This window comes from Haemophilus aegyptius, assembly GCF_900475885.1.
Classification (GTDB): domain Bacteria; phylum Pseudomonadota; class Gammaproteobacteria; order Enterobacterales; family Pasteurellaceae; genus Haemophilus; species Haemophilus influenzae.
The window spans coordinates 1208198-1229407 of the sequence record NZ_LS483429.1 but is presented as its reverse complement, the minus strand read 5'-3'; the positions used below and the strand labels follow the sequence as shown (position 1 = coordinate 1229407).

19 protein-coding genes are annotated in these 21210 nt (G+C 37.8%); 12 read left to right on the top strand and 7 right to left on the bottom strand.

Annotated elements, in window-relative coordinates; genetic code table 11:
• Window positions 1-28 precede the first annotated feature (28 nt).
• The 5 genes from artP to DQN49_RS06405 all read left to right on the top strand — a co-directional run bounded on the left by artP (window position 29) and on the right by DQN49_RS06405 (window position 6598).
• Complete coding sequence (gene artP, locus DQN49_RS06425) at window positions 29-760, top strand: arginine ABC transporter ATP-binding protein ArtP (RefSeq protein ID WP_006996501.1); 732 nt, start codon at window positions 29-31, stop codon at window positions 758-760.
• A gap of 17 nt (window positions 761-777) precedes the next feature.
• Complete coding sequence (locus DQN49_RS06420) at window positions 778-1497, top strand: lysine/arginine/ornithine ABC transporter substrate-binding protein (RefSeq protein WP_006996502.1); 720 nt, start codon at window positions 778-780, stop codon at window positions 1495-1497.
• Between the two features lie 3 nt (window positions 1498-1500).
• Window positions 1501-2166 (top strand): arginine ABC transporter permease ArtQ, encoded by a 666-nt coding sequence (artQ, locus tag DQN49_RS06415; protein WP_006996503.1) that lies wholly within the window; start codon window positions 1501-1503, stop codon window positions 2164-2166.
• Window positions 2166-2849 carry an arginine ABC transporter permease ArtM gene (artM, locus tag DQN49_RS06410; RefSeq protein ID WP_006996504.1) on the top strand — a complete coding sequence of 228 codons (684 nt, stop codon included), beginning with the start codon at window positions 2166-2168 and terminating at the stop codon, window positions 2847-2849. Before artQ ends, artM begins: the two co-directional genes overlap by 1 nt.
• Window positions 2850-3286: 437 nt before the next feature.
• Window positions 3287-6598: a YadA-like family protein gene (locus DQN49_RS06405; protein WP_006996505.1), complete on the top strand. Its 3312-nt coding sequence runs from the start codon at window positions 3287-3289 to the stop codon at window positions 6596-6598.
• A gap of 97 nt (window positions 6599-6695) precedes the next feature.
• Here DQN49_RS06405 and DQN49_RS06400 read toward each other — a convergent pair whose 3' ends face one another.
• The 4 genes from DQN49_RS06400 to DQN49_RS06385 form a co-directional block, all read right to left on the bottom strand.
• Window positions 6696-7208 (bottom strand): opacity family porin, encoded by a 513-nt coding sequence (locus DQN49_RS06400; RefSeq protein ID WP_005647500.1) that lies wholly within the window; start codon window positions 7206-7208, stop codon window positions 6696-6698.
• A 50-nt stretch (window positions 7209-7258) separates the two neighbouring features.
• A complete protein-coding gene (locus DQN49_RS06395; RefSeq protein ID WP_006996506.1) occupies window positions 7259-7774 on the bottom strand; it encodes a SprT family zinc-dependent metalloprotease in 516 nt (171 codons plus the stop codon).
• Window positions 7775-8069: 295 nt separating this feature from the next.
• Window positions 8070-9224: a methionine adenosyltransferase gene (metK, locus tag DQN49_RS06390; RefSeq protein WP_006996507.1), complete on the bottom strand. Its 1155-nt coding sequence runs from the start codon at window positions 9222-9224 to the stop codon at window positions 8070-8072.
• A gap of 84 nt (window positions 9225-9308) precedes the next feature.
• Window positions 9309-9890 carry an anthranilate synthase component II gene (locus tag DQN49_RS06385; RefSeq protein WP_006996508.1) on the bottom strand — a complete coding sequence of 194 codons (582 nt, stop codon included), beginning with the start codon at window positions 9888-9890 and terminating at the stop codon, window positions 9309-9311.
• A gap of 41 nt (window positions 9891-9931) precedes the next feature.
• Between DQN49_RS06385 and DQN49_RS06380 the strand changes: the two genes are divergently transcribed.
• Window positions 9932-10918, top strand: a complete 987-nt coding sequence (locus tag DQN49_RS06380; RefSeq protein WP_006996509.1) for an aminodeoxychorismate synthase component I — start codon at window positions 9932-9934, stop codon at window positions 10916-10918.
• On the top strand, window positions 10918-11484 hold the full coding sequence (locus DQN49_RS06375; protein WP_006996510.1) for an aminotransferase class IV family protein: 567 nt from the start codon (window positions 10918-10920) through the stop codon (window positions 11482-11484). Before DQN49_RS06380 ends, DQN49_RS06375 begins: the two co-directional genes overlap by 1 nt.
• Before the next feature lie 39 nt (window positions 11485-11523).
• Here the strand turns inward: DQN49_RS06375 and DQN49_RS06370 are convergent, their stop codons facing one another.
• The gene (locus DQN49_RS06370; protein ID WP_013526043.1) at window positions 11524-11868 is read right to left on the bottom strand and encodes a DUF496 family protein; all 345 of its coding nucleotides are present in this window, start codon (window positions 11866-11868) and stop codon (window positions 11524-11526) included.
• 190 nt (window positions 11869-12058) lie between these two features.
• On the opposite strand from DQN49_RS06370, the gene serC reads away from it, so the two are divergent.
• Together serC and hisC are read left to right on the top strand one after the other, a co-directional pair.
• On the top strand, window positions 12059-13147 hold the full coding sequence (gene serC / locus DQN49_RS06365) for a 3-phosphoserine/phosphohydroxythreonine transaminase (protein WP_006996512.1): 1089 nt from the start codon (window positions 12059-12061) through the stop codon (window positions 13145-13147).
• A gap of 87 nt (window positions 13148-13234) precedes the next feature.
• Window positions 13235-14335: a histidinol-phosphate transaminase gene (gene hisC / locus DQN49_RS06360; RefSeq protein WP_006996513.1), complete on the top strand. Its 1101-nt coding sequence runs from the start codon at window positions 13235-13237 to the stop codon at window positions 14333-14335.
• Between the two features lie 76 nt (window positions 14336-14411).
• Here the strand turns inward: hisC and grxD are convergent, their stop codons facing one another.
• Both grxD and ompA read right to left on the bottom strand, forming a co-directional pair.
• Window positions 14412-14735 carry a Grx4 family monothiol glutaredoxin gene (gene grxD, locus DQN49_RS06355; protein WP_005653629.1) on the bottom strand — a complete coding sequence of 108 codons (324 nt, stop codon included), beginning with the start codon at window positions 14733-14735 and terminating at the stop codon, window positions 14412-14414.
• A gap of 150 nt (window positions 14736-14885) precedes the next feature.
• The gene (gene ompA / locus DQN49_RS06350; protein WP_006996514.1) at window positions 14886-15932 is read right to left on the bottom strand and encodes a porin OmpA; all 1047 of its coding nucleotides are present in this window, start codon (window positions 15930-15932) and stop codon (window positions 14886-14888) included.
• Window positions 15933-16313: 381 nt separating this feature from the next.
• Here ompA and ydiJ point away from each other — a divergent pair, with 381 nt between their 5' ends.
• From ydiJ to hemH, 3 genes are all read left to right on the top strand, one after another.
• Entirely contained in the window at window positions 16314-19397 is a 3084-nt protein-coding gene (gene ydiJ / locus DQN49_RS06345) for a D-2-hydroxyglutarate dehydrogenase YdiJ (RefSeq protein WP_006996515.1), read from the top strand.
• Window positions 19398-19821: 424 nt separating this feature from the next.
• Window positions 19822-20238 (top strand): hotdog fold thioesterase, encoded by a 417-nt coding sequence (locus DQN49_RS06340; RefSeq protein WP_006996517.1) that lies wholly within the window; start codon window positions 19822-19824, stop codon window positions 20236-20238.
• A complete protein-coding gene (gene hemH / locus DQN49_RS06335) occupies window positions 20235-21206 on the top strand; it encodes a ferrochelatase (RefSeq protein WP_006996518.1) in 972 nt (323 codons plus the stop codon). Before DQN49_RS06340 ends, hemH begins: the two co-directional genes overlap by 4 nt.
• Window positions 21207-21210 lie beyond the last annotated feature (4 nt).

Genomic DNA, 21210 nt, shown 5'->3' with positions numbered 1-21210 from the left:
TTCATCTTATAAAGCATAGAGAAGAAAAATGGCTATTCGTATTAAAAATCTCAATTTCTTTTACGGTTCATCACAAGCGTTATTTGATATTAACCTTGAAGCAGAAGAAGGCGATACCGTTGTGTTGCTGGGTCCAAGTGGTGCAGGCAAAAGTACATTAATTCGCACATTAAATTTGTTAGAAGTGCCAAAGTCTGGCGAATTAAGCATTGCAAATAATGATTTTAATTTATCCGATGCAATGGCAAATCCCAAAGCAATCCGACAATTACGTCAAGATGTAGGAATGGTTTTTCAACAATATCATCTTTGGCCGCACTTAACGGTAATTGAAAACCTAATTGAAGCACCAATGAAAGTGCGTGGTGTGAGTGAAAATGAAGCGAAAACTGATGCAATGGAATTGTTAAAACGTTTACGTTTAGAACAACTTGCCGATCGCTTTCCATTACATTTGTCAGGGGGACAGCAACAACGTGTAGCAATAGCGCGCGCACTAATGATGAAGCCACAAGTTCTGTTATTTGATGAACCAACGGCTGCGCTAGATCCAGAAATTACAGCGCAAGTTGTAGATATTATTAAAGAATTACAAGAAACTGGCATTACGCAAGTGATTGTGACCCACGAAGTCAATGTGGCGCAAAAAGTGGCGACAAAAGTCGTCTATATGGAACAAGGTAAAATCGTCGAAATGGGATCCGCTGATTGCTTTGAAAATCCAAAAACGGAACAATTTAAACACTATCTTTCTCACTAGAAAATAAGGAGCTTACGATGAAAAAAACATTATTAACTGCCATTTTATTGGGATCATCTATTGCTGTAAGCGCACAAGAACTCACTTTTGCAATGGAACCTAGCTATCCACCATTTGAAACCACAAATGCAAAAGGCGAAATTATCGGGTTTGATGTTGATGTGGCAAATGCAATTTGTCAAGAAATTCAAGCAACCTGTAAATTCAAGAGCGAAACCTTTGATTCATTAATTCCAAGTTTAAAAGCAAAACGTTTTGATGCGGCAATTTCCGCAATCGATATTACCGATGCTCGTGCAAAACAAGTGTTATTCTCTGATACGTATTACGATAGCTCTGCAAGCTATGTTGCTCTTAAAGGCAAAGCAACCTTAGAAAGTGCAAAAAATATAGGTGTTCAAAATGGTACAACATTCCAACAATATACCGTAGCAGAAACCAAGCAATATAGTCCAAAATCCTATGCAAGTTTACAAAATGCCATTTTAGACTTAAAGAGCGGTCGGATTGACATTATTTTGGGCGATACCGCCGTGCTCGCCGATATGATTTCCAAAGAGCCAGAAATTCAATTTGTAGGCGAAAAAGTGACCAATAAAAAATATTTTGGTAATGGTTTAGGTATTGCAATGCACAAATCAAACAAAGATTTGGCTGCACAATTAAACAAAGGTTTAGCTGCAATTAAAGCAAATGGCGAATACCAAAAAATCTATGATAAATGGATAACAAAATAATTTATGTTTTCTGACTTTCTTTCTTTAATGTTTACCGCTGCTCTAATGACTTTAGGGCTTGCGGTCTGTTCATTGCTCTTAGGCTTATTTTTAAGCCTTCTTTTTGCAGTGCTTGAAGCAAATCGCTTTATTGGCAAGCCGATGACAGTATTTGTGACATTATTACGTGGCTTACCCGAAATTATTGTTGTATTACTTGTCTATTTTGGTTCTACTGAATTAGTAGAAATGCTGACAGGAGAATACATTGAATTTGGGGCATTTGGCTGTGGTGTGTTTGCGCTTTCTCTCATTTTTGCAGCTTATGCTTCACAAACATTACGCGGTGCAATTCAAGCCATACCAAAAGGACAATGGGAATCAGGTGCAGCGTTAGGCTTAAGCAAAAGCTATACGTTCATTCATATTGTTATGCCACAAGTATGGCGTCACGCCTTACCTGGTTTAAGCAACCAATGGCTTGTATTACTAAAAGATACGGCATTGGTTTCATTAATTGGCGTAGACGATTTGATGCGCCAAGCGGATCTGATTAATACCAATACTCATCAGCCTTTTACTTGGTATGGTATTGCTGCGTTAATTTATTTGGCAGTGACATTAATTAGCCAAGTTGGTATTCGAAAATTAGAGCTGCGTTTTACTCGTTTTGAAAGGGGCGTGAAATAATGTTTCAAGAATATTTAACTGTGATCGCACAAGGGATCCCAACGAGTTTACTCCTCACAGTCGTATCCTTACTAATTGCTTTCTTTTTAGCCTTATTTCTTACTTTTTTACTTTCAATGGAAAATAAATGGATAAAAAGTGCGGTTAATTTATACCTTACTTTATTCACTGGCACGCCACTGTTAGTACAGTTCTTTTTAATTTATGCAGGACCCGGTCAATTCCAATGGATTATTGACAGCCCATTATGGTTTTTCTTATCCAATGCGTGGTTCTGTGCCGCATTAGCTTTAGCACTAAACAGCGCAGCTTATTCCACCCAATTATTTCACGGTGCAGTAAAAGCCATTCATAAAGGACAATGGGAAAGTTGCGCAGCGTTAGGGTTAAGCCGATTACAGACACTCAAAATCTTAATTCCCTACGCTTTAAAACGCGCATTGCCGTCTTACAGTAACGAAATTATTTTGGTATTTAAAGGCACGGCATTAGCATCCACCATTACGATTATGGATATTATGGGTTACGCACGCCAACTCTATGGTACAGAATATGATGCAATCACAATTTACGGCATTGCGGGCGGTATCTATTTAATTATCACAGGCATTGCAACATTATTACTACGTAAATTAGAGAAAAAAGTATTGGCATTTGAACGTTTTGAAGTAAGCAAAGCATAAAGTGCGGTAAAATTTTTAGTGATTTTAAATCCCAATCTCCGTTGGGATTTTTTATTTTGTGATCTTGATCACATATTTTTGATATTAATCAGTGTATAATTAAAAGAGGTTTCTTATTGCAAATAATAGGGATAGACTTTGTGAACAAACAAACAAACAAACAAACAAACAAACAAACAAACAAACAAACAAACAAACAAACAAACAAACAATACTAGCACTTTCCGCCAGAAGCATAACACCTTTTAAGCTGAGGCGATACATATCTTCTGTGTTGTGTGGATTTATTTTTTCTGCACTTCCTCACACAAATCCAGTTCATTTTAAAGAAAACATTATTCTTTAGTCTCGCTGTGTTTTTCAACGCTAAAACACGGCTGGGGTTTTCTTTGTCTTTTTTATTGTAAACATAAACGAAAAATCAAATCGAGGTTAGTATGAATCATATTTATAGAATTATTTTTAATCGGGCATCAGGTGTTTTTCAAGTGGTCTCTGAACTTGCTAAAGGCAAGGTAAAATCTACAAAAACATCCGTAAAATTAACCGCACTTTGTATGGCATTAGTGAGTTGTGTGGTGTTGGCGGGGGATAATACAAATTCTAGCCCTACCAATGAAGAAATTAAGAAACAATATGAAGAACTAAAAGCAAAAGTTGATATGCTGCTCAAAGTTGTTAATGTTACAACAGTAAACATAAATCCAGTAAATGCAAGTGCAGCAAGTGATGGTGGAATTGCTATTGGATCATTGGCTAATGCTTCAAATAAAACAGCTATCGCCATTGGTGTAAATACCACAGCTTCTAATGTCTCTGCTATAGCATTGGGGCATAATGCTACATCATCCAATGTTTCTACTATTGCGATTGGTAATGCGTCAGCAACACAGAAAGAAAATATCGCTATTGGTAATCGAACTTTCGCAACTGGACAAGGAGCTATGGTAATAGGGATCAATTCCACTGCTTCAGGTAATAGAGCGATAGTGTTTGGAGAAGATTCAAAGGCATCAGAAGCCTACACGATAGCAATAGGACATAATGCTACAGCATCTAAAGGTGAGTCAATTTCTATTGGTTATGATACAAAAGCAAGTGGTAAATATTCCGTTACGTTGGGTCCTTGGGCAAATGCATTAGAAGATAGTGCTTTAGCTTTAGGGGCTCAAGCAAAGGCATCTGGTAAATATTCCGTTGCTATCGGTCGTAGTACCAGCGCCTTAAAAGAAGGTGGCATAGCAATCGGACTGAATTCGGCAACTTATGCTGAACGTGCGATAGCTCAGGGTTTTGCATCTATTAGTACAGGAGATGGGGCAATCGCTATCGGGGATCACGCAATCAGTCAAGGAAAATATGGTATTTCTATAGGGGTTAATTCTGCTATCAATAATGTGGGAACAGCAACAAATATTATTATCGGTAATGGGGCTTATGCAGGGCGTGGCACGCAACCTAGCAAGCTAACAATGTTGTTAAAACCGAGCGAACAAAAAATTTCTGTGGATGAAAACCCAGAAAAAATTGGTGGTACGGAATATATTGCAAACTCAGCTGAAGGTATTCGTCGTACTGCAGTATCAAAATATCGCCTTATTTTTCCTAAATATGCCAAACAATTTGAAAACAGTATTGCCTTTGGCACACTTGCACAAACTGTAGGACATCAAAGTATCGCATTTGGTGCTGGCACACGTGCATCAGGAGCGGACTCGCTTTCTTTTGGTATTGCTGCTGAATCGCGGGGGCATTATTCTTTAGCAATTGGCTCGTCAGCTGTAGCGAAAAGAGAAAGTGGCATAGCCATAGGTCGAATTGCTACCGCTCACGCAGACAATTCGGTTTCTATTGGTACATATTCGCAAGTAATTATTGATGGTGGTGTTGCTCTTGGCGATCATTCCATTGCCGATCGTGGAGAAAATTCAGTAGGTGTCGATTTCAGTGGCAAATACACAGGCATAGATGCTAATAATCATTACATTCTAAAAGGAGAATTGAAAACTGAATCAGAGGCTATGCAAACTGACATTAATAATGCAAAAGAGAGATTTAAAACAGATGTAGAAAAATATAGCGAGTTATCAGAATTACGCAATTTGATCGAGGGAGAAATCCCTGCTGCAAACAGTACATTTAATTCTCGAAATAATACGTATACTCAATTGCAAAACCAAATGAACAGTTCAAACAATTCAAAACCAAAAGCCGAAGATGTACAAAAAGCCAAAGAAGCTAAAGAAAAAGCTGAAGCAAATTTGAATAAGTTAAAGGCTCGTCGTAGCGAATTAGAAACTAAACATAGCATAACGATGACATCTGATGCGGCAAATAATAACGATTCAGAGAAAAATAAAAAAGAACTCGAAGAAATTGAGAACAAACTGACCGCACTTGATAAACAGCTTGTTACAGATGAAGGAAATTTCAAAGACAAACAAACAGCTCAAAATAAGATTGTTTCAGTATGGCGAGGCACTACGGGAGCATTTTCTGTAGGAAATCGCTATCGCAATCTAACCCGCCAAATTACTGGCGTAGCAGCAGGGACAGCAGACACTGATGCCGTAAACTTGGCACAGTTGAAATCTGCAGGCTTGCGTTTTGCAGTTAATTCCGACAATCAAGGTTTTGCTGATACGGATAAAACCCACAACTTCTACAAACACGTGGGCGAAACGCTCTCTATTTTAGGCGAGAGTGGTGTTGGCTATAAAGCAGATTTGTATAGCAGTCGCAACTTGATTACTTATCACGATAATGACGGTATTCGCATTGCAATGAAAACTAATCCAGTATTTGACCGTTTAACCTTAGTCAATAAAGATGATCCGAGTAAATCTTTAGAACTTTATGCTAAAACAGACAAGGATGGTAAAGCCCATTTAATTCAGGCAGAAAAAGCACCTGAAGCGAATAATGCAGCCAAAGAAAAACCACAAACCCCGAATAATAGAACAGATGGTAATCACAACGCAGTAGGTCAAGACGGTGCCAACGGACAAAATGGACAAGCTGGTAGCACAGGCTCAACAGGTAATGCAGGTTCTGCAGGTGGTCAAGGGGCTGATGGTGCAGCAGGTCACAATGGTTCAGCGGGTCACAATGGTTCAGCGGGTCAAGGCGGAGCTAATGGACAAGCTGATGGCACCAGTTCGGCAGGTAACGCAGGTTCTGCAGGTAGCCAAGGTTCAAATGGTACAACAGGTCACAATGGTTCGACAGGTCAAAACGGTGCTAACGGACAAAATGGACAAGCTGGTGGCACAGGCTCGACAGGTAATGCTGGTTCTGCAGGTAGTCAAGGTTCAAATGGTTCTGCTGGTAATCAAGGTTCGAATGGTGCAGCAGGTCAAGACGGTGCTAACGGACAAAATGGAGCAAACGCTAATCACGGTATAAATAGTAGCAATGGCTCAAATGGACTTTCTGCCAATGAAACTGATCTCACTCGTGCAGCAATCAAAGGATTGAATCAAGCGACTGGCGAAATCAATCGACAAATCCGAAAAACCACTCGTGAAAGCCGTGCGGGTATTGCCGCATCAATGGCAATGGGGCAAATTTACCCAGTGCAAGGAAAACGTTTTACCGTTGGGGCGGCAGCAGGGACTTATCGAGGACAATCTGCCGTTGCAGTTGGGGTTCGTTATACACCTAAACCGAATATGGTAATTAGCCTTTCTGGCTCTGCTGATACCAATAACGGTGTGGGTGCTGCAACTGGGGTAAGTTTTGGGTTTTAGAGTATTGAAATCATCCCAAAATAAATAACGGTGATTGTTTTAAACGATCACCGTTAAATTAAAGTGTTTTATAAAAAAGATTTTTGTATTCTAAAAATTAGAATCCGTACCCCACACCAACTTTCGCACCATAGTTATTAACTTTGGTACTATCAAAATTACCTAAACGATTGTACTCAACTCCACCATTTGCGTACCAGTTGCCATCTAACTTATATTTTGCACCTGCTACAACCCCATATCCGAGCTTAATATCAGAAGAACTTTTAAACTTTTGTTCTGCGCGATTGGTGTATTTAAATTGATTAGTCGCTACACGAGCACCAACATAAGGTTGCACTTTAGAATTCGTGTCAAAATCATATAATACTGATGCACCTAAACCTTGAATTTTTGTGCCATCAACTTTTCCATGATGAGTATAATCACCCGCAACACGTGTATTTCCTACTTTATAACCCACGGATACGCGAGGTTCAACTCTTGTATTGTTACTACCGTTTGCTTTAGTTTGAGATAAACCGATATCGCCTTCAGCATAGATATTCGCATTTGCAACAGAAGCAAAGGCAAATGCACCAACAATAACTGCTAATAAAGATTTTTTCATTGGATAACTCCTTTATTTATTGAATAAATTGGAAAAATATATCACAAAAATTATTCTTCATCATCGACAAAAACTAATTTTCCCCTACATTTTTTACACAAATATTCGATGTTTTCTTTCATTATTTTGTTATGCCGACGAATAGTTAGAAAATGGGTTTGGCAAGCACAACGATATTCAAAGGTTTTACCCTGCACATTTTTTATATCAAATTGATGGCAAGTGTCCGCAGGAAGCTTAAAAATTTCATTCATTACAAGCTGCCATTCCCGCCCATGTGGTTTTACACAACCAAACATTTGATACACAATCAAATGCGCAAGCTCATGTGGCACGACTTGTCGAATAAATTCATCCGTATTTTCTTGCAATAAAGTGCGGTTAAATTTTATTTCATTTTTTTGTAGGTAAGCCACGCCTGCCTTTATGCCACGCAACTCATAATTTACCTCAGGCATTGTAAATTTTCGCTTAAAATAAGCCTCTGCAAGCTGCAAAGACTGATTCAATTTGCGTTGCACTTGCATTTTTAAATGACGAAATGGAATTTGCTCTATTGATGTCATGATTGAAAAGCAAAAACCGCTAGATAAGCGGCTTTTATATGATAGAATAACCAGCGGTTGGTCAGGTACGTTATTGCCTGACTGGCGGGTCAGGCAGTAACTCAATCTCGATCAGCTTTGTTTAACAACTCTGAAAGGAGATAGCCTTATGATAAAAATCATATTAATGATTATTATCGGGTTCTTGTTGCTGTCCTTTAGCTCCCCAGCTTGGTAGCAACCTAAACCAACTAAGGCAACAAGAAACCTTGTTGCCTTCTAAATATAAGCCTTTCAAACTAAAAATTCAAGCCTATTATTTTAAACCTGCCGCAATACGTAAATCTTCTGCGCGATCCACTTTTTCCCAAGGGAATTGCTCACGACCGAAATGACCATAAGCTGCCGTTTCACGATAGATTGGTTGAATTAAATCTAACATTTTAATTAAGCCATAAGGACGTAAATCAAAAAACTCACGAACTAATGACACTAATAATTCATTTGCAACTTTTCCAGTTCCAAAGGTTTCGACCATGATAGATGTTGGATCAGCCACACCAATCGCATAAGAAAATTGGATTTCACAACGATCTGCAAGACCTGCTGCAACAATATTTTTTGCGACATAACGTGCAGCATAAGCCGCAGAACGATCTACTTTAGATGGATCTTTTCCTGAGAATGCGCCACCACCGTGACGAGCAGCACCACCGTAAGTATCCACGATAATTTTACGACCAGTTAAACCACAATCGCCCATTGGCCCACCGATAACAAAACGACCAGTCGGATTAATGAAGAATTTTGTTTCTTTAGAAAGCCATTCACTTGGTAACACAGGTTTGATAATTTCTTCCATCACACCTTCATGTAAATCTTTTTGGCTAACTTCTTCAGAATGTTGAGTAGAAAGCACAACCGCATCCACACCAACAATTTTATTATCTTCATATTTTAACGTGACTTGGCTTTTCGCATCTGGGCGTAACCATGCTAATTTACCACTTTTACGCACTTCAGCTTGTTTTTCCATTAAACAATGTGCATAAGTAATGGCTGCAGGCATTAATACATCCGTTTCATTGGTGGCATAACCAAACATAATACCTTGGTCGCCTGCGCCCTGATCTAATGGATTTTCACGATCAACGCCTTGATTAATATCTGCAGATTGTTTACCAATCGCATTAAGCACCGCACAAGAATGGCCATCAAAACCCATTTCAGAATGTTCATAACCAATATCACAAATCACTTTACGGGTTAAATTCTCAATATCAACCCATGCTGATGTGGTAATTTCACCACCCACCAATGCCATACCAGTTTTTACGTAAGTTTCACAAGCTACTCGTGCTTTTGGATCTTGTTTTAGGATTTCATCAAGTACTGCATCAGAAATTTGATCGGCAATTTTATCTGGATGCCCTTCAGAGACTGATTCAGATGTAAATAAATAGCTAGACATATTTTCTCTCTTCTTCTTTTAAATTTGGATGTATTGACGTATAGACGGCTATAATACGCATTTTTGCTTAATAAGCAAGCGGTATTATGAGGTAGTTGTGGGATGAATCGCCAACCAATTACGCAAAATTTTCTCGCCAAAGTCTGACATATAAGATTCTGGATGAAACTGGACACTATAAATTGGCAAAGATTTATGTTGCATTGCCATCACTACATCTTCATCACAAAGTGCGGTGATTTCTAGGCAGCTAGGAAAATCTTCTTCCTGTACGCCCCAAGAATGATATAGCCCGATATTAAATTCAGTTGGAAGATCAAAAAACAATGGAGAATTTGACCGCACTTTTAATGTTCGTTTCTGCCCGTGACGAACATTCTCTAAGTTATACAATGTACCACCAAAAAACTCACATAAGGTTTGATGCCCTAAACACACACCTAAAATAGATTTTTGCTGATAATATTTTTCCAACATGGAAAAAAGTTGTGGATAAGCGCGTGGTATATCAGGCCCTGGCGAAATCAATATATGGCTATAATTTTCCGCTGTATTTTCTTTCAAATCTTCTACGTTTAAAACATCATAAGGCACATTTAATTTTCGAATTAAATCCACCAAGTTAAAAGTAAAAGAATCGTGATTATTAATGATGAGTAATTTCATAACAGTTCGGTATTCGTTATAATCAGGTCATTTTACGCAAAATGGCACAAAGCACAATGCAACATTTTATTGAACAGGCTAATCATTATGGCAAACAACGCACGCCATTTTTCTTTCTTATTGATTTTGAAAAAGAAAAACCCTTGATTTGTCCTCTCGAAAATTCTGCACAACAAGGCATTTATTTTGATATTTTAGGCAAAAGAAATTGCACAATTTCTCCAGGGCCTCTCCCTCTTAATTTTACCAAACATCCAATGCCTTTCTCGCATTATCAACAAGGTTTTGAACTTGTTCAAAGTGAATTACAAAAAGGTAATTCTTATTTATTAAATCTCACCTACCCCACTGAAATTTCAGGTAATCTGTCACTTGAACAAATTTTTCATCAAACCAATGCACCTTATAAATTGTGGTTACAAGATCAATTCGTTTGCTTTTCACCTGAATGTTTTGTCAATATTCATGACAACAATATTTTTACCTATCCCATGAAAGGGACAATTAATGCCTCTCTGCCCGATGCAGAAAATCAGTTACTCACAAATGAAAAAGAACAACGCGAGCATTACACGATTGTTGATTTGATGCGTAACGATTTATCCATGGTGGCAGAACACATTCAAGTGAAAAAATTTCGTTATATCGATCGTATCAAAACCCAGAAAGGCGAAATACTGCAAACCAGTTCTGAAATTTACGGAAAATTGAATGAAAACTGGCAAAATCAAATTGGGGATATTTTAGAGAAACTGTTGCCTGCTGGGTCTATTAGTGGCGCACCAAAAGAAAAAACCACACAAATTATTCAACAAGCAGAAAAACAAAAACGCGGTTATTACACGGGAATTTTTGGCATATTTGATGGCAAAACACTACAAAGTGCGGTAGCAATTCGATTTATTTCTCAAGTAGATGAAAAATTTTATTTTCATAGTGGAGGTGGAATTACCATTCATAGCAATGCGCAAGATGAATATGAAGAATTGTTAGAAAAAGTCTATTTACCGATTGAAGGTGCTGATTAATGTATCCTCTATTTGAAACCCTTTGTATTGAAAACGGGACAATTCAAAATATCGATTTACACCAAACACGGTATGAACGTAGTTTGCGTGAATATTATGGTAAAAGTGCGGTGAAAATTTTTAATCTTTTTTCACTCATTCAACTTCCAACGCCTTTACAAAATCAATTAATTCGCTGCCGCATTGATTACAATGCCGAAACCACACAAATTCAATATTTTGAATACCAACGAAAAATCTACCGCACTTTTCAACCTGTAATTTGTGATGACATTGAATATAGTTTGAAATATTCAGATCGCAGTTTAATTAATACATTATTTGCTCAACGTGGTGCTTGTGATGAAATTATGATTATCAAAAATGGAAAAGTGACAGATTGTTCCATCGGTAATTTAATTTTTCGCCAAGGAAAAAAATGGTACACACCAGACACGCCATTGCTTTTAGGCACACAACGAGAAAAATTATTACAAGAAGGGAAAATTCAAGAACGCACAATATTCCAAGAAGATATTGTCAATTTTGACGAAATTAAAATCATTAACGCAATGAATAGCTTATAAAAAATAAGCCGACTGATTCAGTCGGCTCTAGTTATCCTATTATTTTTCAGCATTTTTCAATAATTCTGCGTGTGCTTTTTTCTGTTCTTTCATTTTCGCACTGATCTCTCGACGTTGCGTAGAAAGCTCCGCATTGCGAATCGTGTAATCATCAACACGACCTTCATAGTCATCACGCATACTTTCAATAATTCCACGTACTTCTGCAATAGTCATATCATCACGAATATATTGATTTAAATTATCCAACAACAATATGCGTTTTTGGTTATCGCGAATCTTACGATTATTGTCTTCCATATCTCGTTTAATTCTATTTTTTAAACGATACATACGCACGTATTCCAACACTTCTTGAAAAGATTGTTTATTCACAATTTCCATAACAACTCCCTTTAAAATAAATAAAATGACTGTGCCGTAATTTAGCTTTTTTTTAATCAATCGTCAAAATTTACCCTCTATTTTATGAATGATAGAAAGAATTTTTTTGATTTCAGTAAAAAGCATTGATTATCGATTTTTGTAGTGATAAAAAAGACATCATTATTTTCATAAAAAGCAAGGAAATACAATGTCACAAGTCTTTAATTTTAGCGCAGGTCCTGCGATGATTTTCCCAGAAGTGTTGCAAAAAGCACAAAATGAACTTACAAACTGGCTCAATCAAGGTGTTTCTGTAACGGAAGTAAGCCATCGCGGAAAGTATTTTATGGAACTCGTTACCCAAGCGGAAAAAGATCTACGTGAGGTTTACAATATTCCTGATAACTATCGTGTACTTTTCTTACAAGGTGGCGCTCGCGGTCAATTTGCCGCGATTCCGATGAACTTAATCAGTAAAAAAGGCAAAGCCCTTTATTTAAATAGTGGGCATTGGTCAGCTACAGCAGCAAAAGAAGCAAGAAATTTTGCAGAAATTGATGAAATCACTATCGTAGAAAGTGGCGAACAGACTCGAATTACCGATCTTGATTTTAGCCATATCGCTGATCAATATGACTACGTTCATTATTGCCCGAATGAAACCATCAGTGGTGTAGAGATTTTTGATGTGCCAAATGTAGGCAATGCCGTATTGGTCGCAGATATGTCTTCAAATATTCTTTCACGTCAAATCGATATCAGTAAATTTGGGGTAATTTATGCAGGTGCGCAAAAAAATCTTGGCCCAGCGGGTATTACGTTAGTGATTATTCGCGATGATTTAATCGGTAATGCACGTAAAGAAACTCCCTCTATTTGGAATTATGCAACTCAACGTGATGCAGATTCAATGATCAACACGCCTCCAACTTTTGCGTGGTATTTATGTTCCCTCGTATTTAAACATCTCAAAGAAATAGGCGGCTTAGAAATAATCGAAAAACGTAATGCACTAAAAGCACAAACTCTTTATGATTATATTGATTCGAGCAAACTTTACCGCAATGTGGTAGCAAAAGAAAACCGCTCAACAATGAATGTGACTTTCATCACTGGAAATACAGAATTAGATGCCAAATTTGTCGCAGAATCCACTGCTGCTGGCTTGCAAGCCTTGAAAGGTCATAAGGTTTTAGGTGGAATGCGCGCATCTATTTATAACGCAATGTCGCAAAATGGTGTTGAGGCACTCATTTCATTTATGAAAAAATTTGAAACTGAAAATCTTCCTCAATAGGAAAAACATTTCCAATGGGCGTATTTACTACGCCCAAATTTATTTAAAAATACATACTAACCCATATCAATATTTACAAATAACACTATGCAGTACATCAACATTGCCAATCGTGGCGTAAAATCCTTATCCCCTTATCAAGCAGGCAAACCCATTGAAGAATTAGAACGAGAACTTGGTATTTCCAATATCGTTAAACTTGCCTCAAACGAAAACCCATTTGGTTTTCCAGAAAGTGCAAAAAAAGCAATTTTAGAACAATTAGATAAACTAACTCGTTATCCAGATGCGAATGGCTTTGAATTAAAACAAACTATCGCAAAAAAATTTGGCGTTCAACCAAATCAAATTACGCTTGGAAATGGCTCAAATGATTTATTAGAACTTTTTGCTCACACTTTCGCAACGGAAGGCGATGAAATCATTTATTCACAATATGCCTTTATTGTTTATCCTTTAGTGACTAAAGCGATAAATGCAATTGCAAAAGAAATTCCAGCTAAAAATTGGGGGCACGATTTACAAGGATTTTTGACCGCACTTTCTGATAAAACAAAGCTCATTTACATTGCTAATCCCAATAATCCAACGGGTAATTTTTTAACATCGCAAGAAATTGAAGATTTTTTAGCAAAAGTCCCCGAAAATGTAATCGTGGTATTAGATGAAGCCTACACGGAATTTACTAGATCTGAAGAACGAGTGGATTCCTTCCATTTATTAAAAAAATATTCAAATTTAATTATTTCACGTTCTCTTTCCAAAGCCTATGGCTTGGCAGGCTTACGCATTGGTTATGCAGTATCTAATCCCGAAATCGCAGATTTATTAAATCGAGTTCGACAGCCATTTAACTGTAATTCTTTGGCATTAACTGCTGCAGTTGCCGTAATGAATGACGATGAATTTGTTGAAAAAGTCGCTGAAAATAATCGAATAGAAATGCGACGTTATGAAGACTTTTGTCAAAAAAATCAATTGGATTATATTCCCTCTAAAGGAAATTTTATAACCATTGATTTCAAACAACCTGCCGCACCAATTTATGATGCGTTGTTACGAGAAGGCGTAATCGTTCGCCCAATTGCTGGTTATGGCATGCCGAATCATTTACGTATAAGTATTGGTTTACCTGAAGAAAACGATAAATTTTTCACCGCACTTTCTAAGGTATTAAAGTTTGCTTAATCTATTATTTAATAATGAAAGGGAAATTTATTATATAAAAAACCCGCTTATTGCGGGTTTTATTTTTCCACTGTGATTAAGCGTGCTTTGCTGCCACTTCAGCTAATAAAGTTTGCAATTCGCCTGCTTGATACATTTCTAAAATAATATCACAACCACCAATTAATTCTCCCTCAACCCATAATTGTGGGAAAGTTGGCCAATTTGCATATGTTGGTAATTCAGCGCGAATATCTGGATGTTGTAAAATATCCACATAACCAAAAGGCACTTTGCAGTGCATTAATGCCTCAGATGCACGAGCAGAAAAACCACAAGATGGTAATTTTGGCGAACCTTTCATATAAATAAGAATGGGATTTTCACTAATTTGCTTTTTGATTTTGTCTAAGGTTTCCATAATGTTCCCTATAAATAAACGAGGTAAGCATTTTATCACAAGTTAAAACTTGATTGAAATGCTTGGTTTTATATTCATTTAAAACAAAAGGCCTAAACCGAAGTTTAAGCCTTTTGCTGTATTTAATCTTTCGTTAAACAAATACTAAAATTATTTAGTACCGTTTACCGCGATTTCTACACGACGGTCTGGAGCAAGACAAGCGATAAGCGCTTTACGACCCTTAACTTGGTCACAAGTTGCACCAGTTACTGGGTTTGCTTTACCGTAGCCAGTTGCAGAGATTGCGTCTGCTGCAACACCTTTAGCAACAAAGTAGTTAGCTACTGAATCTGCACGTTTTTGAGAAAGTTTTACGTTGAACGCGTCAGAACCAATACGGTCAGTGTAACCAGCAACCACTACTTTTGCACTTTTAACTTGTGACATTTGGCCATAGATGCTGTCTAATGTTGCTTGCGCTTGAGGTTTTAAGTTTGCTTTACCAAATGCGAAAGTTACATCAGAGTTTAAGCTGAAAGTTTTGCTTACCATTTCAGGTGCTGCAACAACTGGCGCTGCGCCTTGACCAAAACGGTAAGAAATACCCGCGTTGATAGAACCAATCCAAGGGGTGTAGTTAATTGCGCTATTTGGGTTATCTTGAGGGCGGTATTTACCTACGCGAGTTAGCCATTGGTATTCTAAACGAACTGCTAATTCTGGTAATACTGCGTATTCTGCACCTACTGCAAATAAACCAGAGGCACGTACTCTGTGACCATCTTTATGGTTATCTACAGGGTAGAATTTATAGTCAGAACGAACTAAAGCAACACCTGCTTTACCATAAACATCTAAACCATTTAACACTTCGTAGCTACCTTTTAAGCTTAAGTGAGTACCGTGGTTAGTGTGTTTAGCAACAGTTCTACCTTCTTTACGACCTTTGGCACGACCGAAATCGTCGTAACCTAATTCAACCGCTAAACCTAAGTTATTTTGATTTAAAATTTGATAACCACCGAATACGCCATAAGTGAAAGAATTACGGTGATAACCAGCATCATGTTCACGAGCTTTAGCACGAACGCCATTATGGAAAGATGCTTGACCAGCTTTAACACCTGCATAGAAAGTGTTTTCTTGTGGAGCTGCTTGAGCTACTGAAGCTGCTGCTAAACCAGCAACTACTAATGCGATTGCAGTTTTTTTCATTTTAGTTTCCTCTATTTAGTGATCGAATATTAATAAAAAAGAGTCCTTGTTTATACTGAACTTTTAATTAAAGTTACATTCTAAACAGTCGCTTAACTAGGTTTTTGAATTTGCCCTACTTTATTACCTTTTGACAAATTCAATTCCTTTGTTTACGCCAAAGGAACGTTCAAAATTCCTCTTATTGTCCTATAAAAAATTGAAAAGATCAAATTCTTTTGAATTTTTTGTTTATTTTTCATCCAAACAACACACTTTTCTTGACTCATTTACTCCATAAAACACTTCTTAAAAACGCTTAAAATCTAATTCGACATTGTTCGCACCTTAAGATATTATCGAGATCACCTGCTATTTATATCTTTAAATGAGTTAAATGCTATGTTGCCAAGTCTAAATCGCACGCCACAAATTGAACAAGATGTACTTAACTATCTCCAAGCACTTAAAAAACAACATTTTGAAGGCGATATAGCAACAAACTATGCAGATAGATTAAGTCTTGCTACGGATAACAGCGTTTACCAACAGCTTCCTCAAGCGATTCTTTTTCCAAAAACTGTTGCTGATATAGTGCGGATAACCAAATTGGCAAATTTACCTGAATATCAATCAATCAGCTTTACGCCTCGCGGTGGAGGCACTGGCACAAATGGGCAATCCATCAATAACAATATAATAGTGGATCTTTCTCGTCATATGACTGCCATCTTAGAACTCAATGTAAAAGAACGTTGGGTTAAAGTACAAGCAGGTGTCGTAAAAGATCAACTTAATCAATTTTTAAAACCACATGGTTTATTCTTTGCCCCAGAGCTATCCACCAGCAATCGAGCGACTTTAGGTGGAATGATTAATACCGATGCCTCTGGGCAAGGTTCATTACAATACGGTAAAACCTCTAATCATGTTTTGGCATTGCGTGCCGTGTTAATGAACGGTGAAATTTTAGATACAAGTGCGGTCAATTCTGTTGATGTTTTAGAAAACATCGATGCGCTTGAATTAAGTGAGAGTAGCAAAAAGCTCCACCAAACAATCGCGAAACACTGTAAAGAAAAAAGAGCGGCTATAATTAAAGATTTGCCACAACTTAACCGTTTTTTAACGGGATACGATCTGAAAAATGTATTCAATGAAGATGAAAGCAAATTTAATCTCACCAGAATTCTCACTGGCTCTGAAGGTTCTCTCGCATTTATTTGCGAAGCCAAACTCAATCTTCTGCCAATTCCGCAGTATCGCACGCTCATCAATATTAAATATCGTTCTTTTGACGCGGCATTACGCAATGCGCCCTTTATGGTGAAAGCCAATGCGCTTTCTGTGGAAACCGTTGATTCCAAAGTCTTAAACCTCGCCAAACAAGATATTATTTGGCAATCGGTGAATGAACTTCTTACAGAGGATGAAAAAGATCCAATTCTCGGTTTAAATATTGTGGAATTTGCTGGTAATAATCAAGAAAAAATAGACCGCCAAGTCACCGCACTTTGTCGCTTACTTGATGAAAAAATTGAACACAACCAAGATCACATTATTGGCTATCAAGTTTGTTCTGATTTACCCTCTATCGAACGTATTTATGCAATGCGAAAAAAAGCCGTGGGCTTACTTGGTAATGCAAAAGGTGCAGCCAAACCGATTCCTTTCGTGGAAGATACTTGTGTTCCCCCAGAAAATCTTGCGGATTACATTAGTGAATTTCGCGCTTTATTAGACCAGCACAATTTACAATATGGCATGTTTGGTCACGTGGATGCTGGCGTGTTACACGTTCGCCCTGCGCTTGATTTATGCGATAAAGAACAAGTGAAATTATTCAAACAAATTTCAGATGAAGTGGCAGAACTTACGATTAAATATGGTGGATTACTCTGGGGAGAACATGGAAAAGGCGTGCGTTCCCATTACGGCGAAAAATTCTTTACCCCAGAACTCTGGCACGAACTTCGTTATATCAAAACCTTATTCGATCCGAACAATCGCTTAAATCCTGGCAAAATCTGTACGCCTTTGGATTCCAAAGATGAACTTTATTCTATTCTTTCGCCAATGCGAGCTGATAAGGATCGCCAAATTCCTATCCAAATACGAGATGAATTTAAGGGTGCGATGAACTGCAATGGAAACGGATTATGTTTCAATTTTGATGAACACAGCATTATGTGCCCGTCGATGAAAGTCAGTAAAAACCGTGTATTTTCGCCGAAAGGTCGCGCAGCAATGGTTAGAGAATGGCTTCGATTGATGGCAAATGAAAATGTTTCGCCCGAACAATTAGACTTCCGTAAAACAGAAATAAAACTAACCGCACTTGTAAAAAGACTCAGCAATACGGTTCAAAAATGGCGAGGCAATTATGATTTTTCTCACGAAGTAAAAGCCGCAATGGATACTTGCCTTGCTTGTAAAGCCTGTGCGAGCCAATGCCCGATTAAAATTGATGTACCAAGTTTCCGTGCGAAATTCTTTCATTTTTATCACAGCCGCTACTTACGCCCCGCAAAAGATCACATTGTGGCAAATTTAGAAATCGCTGCGCCTTATATGGCAAAACAGGCAAAATTCTTTAATTATTTTACCAAGCTAAAAGTCACGCAAACATTAGTGGAAAAAACGCTAGGTATGACTGATTTGCCCTTGCTTTCTGAACCCAATTTGCAACAACAGCTGGTGGAAATTCATTATCAAGGCAAATCCTTGGAAGAATTGGAAGATCTAAGTGCGGTAGAAAAAAACGATATTTTATTTATTGTGCAAGATCCTTATACCTCTTACTATGATGCCAAAGTGGTACGGGATTTTGTTATGCTTACGCAGAAATTAGGCTTCACGCCAATTCTGTTGCCATTTAAACCAAACGGCAAAGCAATGCACATTAAAGGTTTCTTAAAACGCTTTAGCAAAACAGCACAAAACCAAGCCGAGTTTTTAAATCGAATGGCAAAATTAGGCATTCCTCTTGTGGGCGTTGATCCAGCCATCGTGCTGTCTTATCGAGATGAATACAAAGAAGCACTACAAGAAAAACGGGGCGATTTTCACGTTCTCACCGCACATGAATGGTTAAAACAAAGATTACAAAATGCGGATTTACAAGAGAAGTTAAAAAACATCGCCAAAACTGACCGCACTTTCGATTGGTATTTATTCCCGCATTGTACGGAATCTACTTTTATGCCGAACAGTCCAAAAGAATGGCAAGAAATTTTTGGAAGATTTGGACAACAACTTAATGTAGAAAAAGTAGGATGTTGCGGTATGGCTGGTGTATTTGGACATGAAGTGCAAAATCAAAAAATGAGCCGAAAAATCTACGATGTATCCTGGCATAAAAAACTGCATGAAAAAGATCCGCACTTTTGTTTAGCAACTGGTTATTCTTGCCGCAGTCAGGTAAAACGTTATGAACATGTGGTGCTAAAACACCCTGTTCAAGCCTTACTTGAGATATTTAAATAAAGAATGATAACTTGCCTTCCCCTGCTTGCGGGGAAAAGTGCCTGAAGGGCGGAAGAATGTGCTTGAAACAATTTATGTTGAAATTGAACATTTATCCCCCCCTCAGCCTTCGGCAGCTCCCCCCATAAATGGGTGGAGCCAAGATTAGAAGTTATAAAATAAATAATGATAACTTACCTTCCCCTGCTTATTAGAAGTTTTAAAAACTTGCCTTCCCCTGCTTGCGGGGGAAGGTGCCCGAAGGGCGGAAGGGGGATATAGGGATATGCGAAATAAAATTTTGGAATGATGAAATATTAAAAAAAATAGATAATGTACCTAAAACAATTTATGTTGAAATTGAACATTTATCCCCCCTCAGCCTTCGGCAGCTCTCCCCATAAATGGGTGGAGCCAAGATAATTGATAATATGGAATAGATTAAATGCTCTGGAAAAAAACTTTTACCCTCAAAAACTTAAATCAACTCTGCACCAACAGTGCAGTTAGCCATCTTGGCATTGAAATTTCTGCTTTTGGAGAAGATTGGATTGAAGCGACAATGCCAGTGGATCATCGTACTATGCAGCCGTTTGGTGTATTGCATGGCGGGGTTTCTGTTGCTTTAGCTGAAACAATTGGTTCTCTTGCGGGTTCGCTTTGTTTAGAAGAAGGCAAATCTGCGGTGGGATTGGATATTAACGCCAATCATCTTCGCCCTGTTAGTTCAGGTAAAGTAACCGCAAGAGCCACGCCAATTAATTTAGGCAGAAATATCCAAGTTTGGCAAATTGACATCCGCACAGAAGAGAATAAACTTTGTTGTGTTTCTCGATTAACCCTTTCCGTAATCAATTTATGACAAAATCCGCAAAAATCGGCGTATTACTTGCCAATCTAGGCACGCCAGATAGCCCAACACCGAAGTCAATTAGCCGTTATTTATGGCAATTTTTAACGGATCCTCGCGTGGTAGATTTACCCCGTTGCAAATGGTATCCACTGCTTAAAGCCATTATTTTGCCATTGCGTTCAAAACGTATCGCCAAAAATTATCAAGCAATCTGGACAGAACAAGGCTCGCCTTTACTTGCCATTTCACGACAACAAAAAGACGCATTACAAGCCTATTTAGATAAGCAAAACATCGATACACAAGTAGAAATTGCCATGACGTACGGCAATCCTTCAATACAAAGTGCGGTGAAAAACTTGCTTAAAAATCAAGTTGAGCGAATTATTGTTTTACCTCTTTATCCGCAATACTCTAGCTCAACCACGGGCGCAGTATTTGACGCTTTCGCTAATGCTCTTAAAGAAGAACGAGGATTAGTGCCTTTTGATTTCATCCATTCTTATCATGTTGATGAAAATTACATTAACGCCTTAGCAAACTCCATAAAAGTGCGGTTAAAATCCGATGAATTTTTACTATTTTCTTATCACGGTATTCCTTTGCGTTATGAAAAAATGGGCGATTATTATCGTAAACATTGTAAACAAACGACTATTGCAGTGGTTAATAAACTGGGCTTAACAGAAAACCAATGGGGAATGACGTTTCAATCTCGCTTTGGACGTGAAGAATGGCTACAGCCTTACACAGATAAATTTCTTCAAAATGCAGCACCACAAGGCATTCATAAAATAGCTGTCATTTGTCCAGGTTTCTCCGTAGATTGTTTAGAAACCATTGAAGAAATTGACAAAGAAAATCGAGAAAATTTTCTAAAAAATGGTGGACAATCTTATCAATATATTCCCGCACTTAATGTAGAGCATGCACATATTGAAATGATGGGAAAATTGATCCTAGAAAAACTTGCTTAATAAA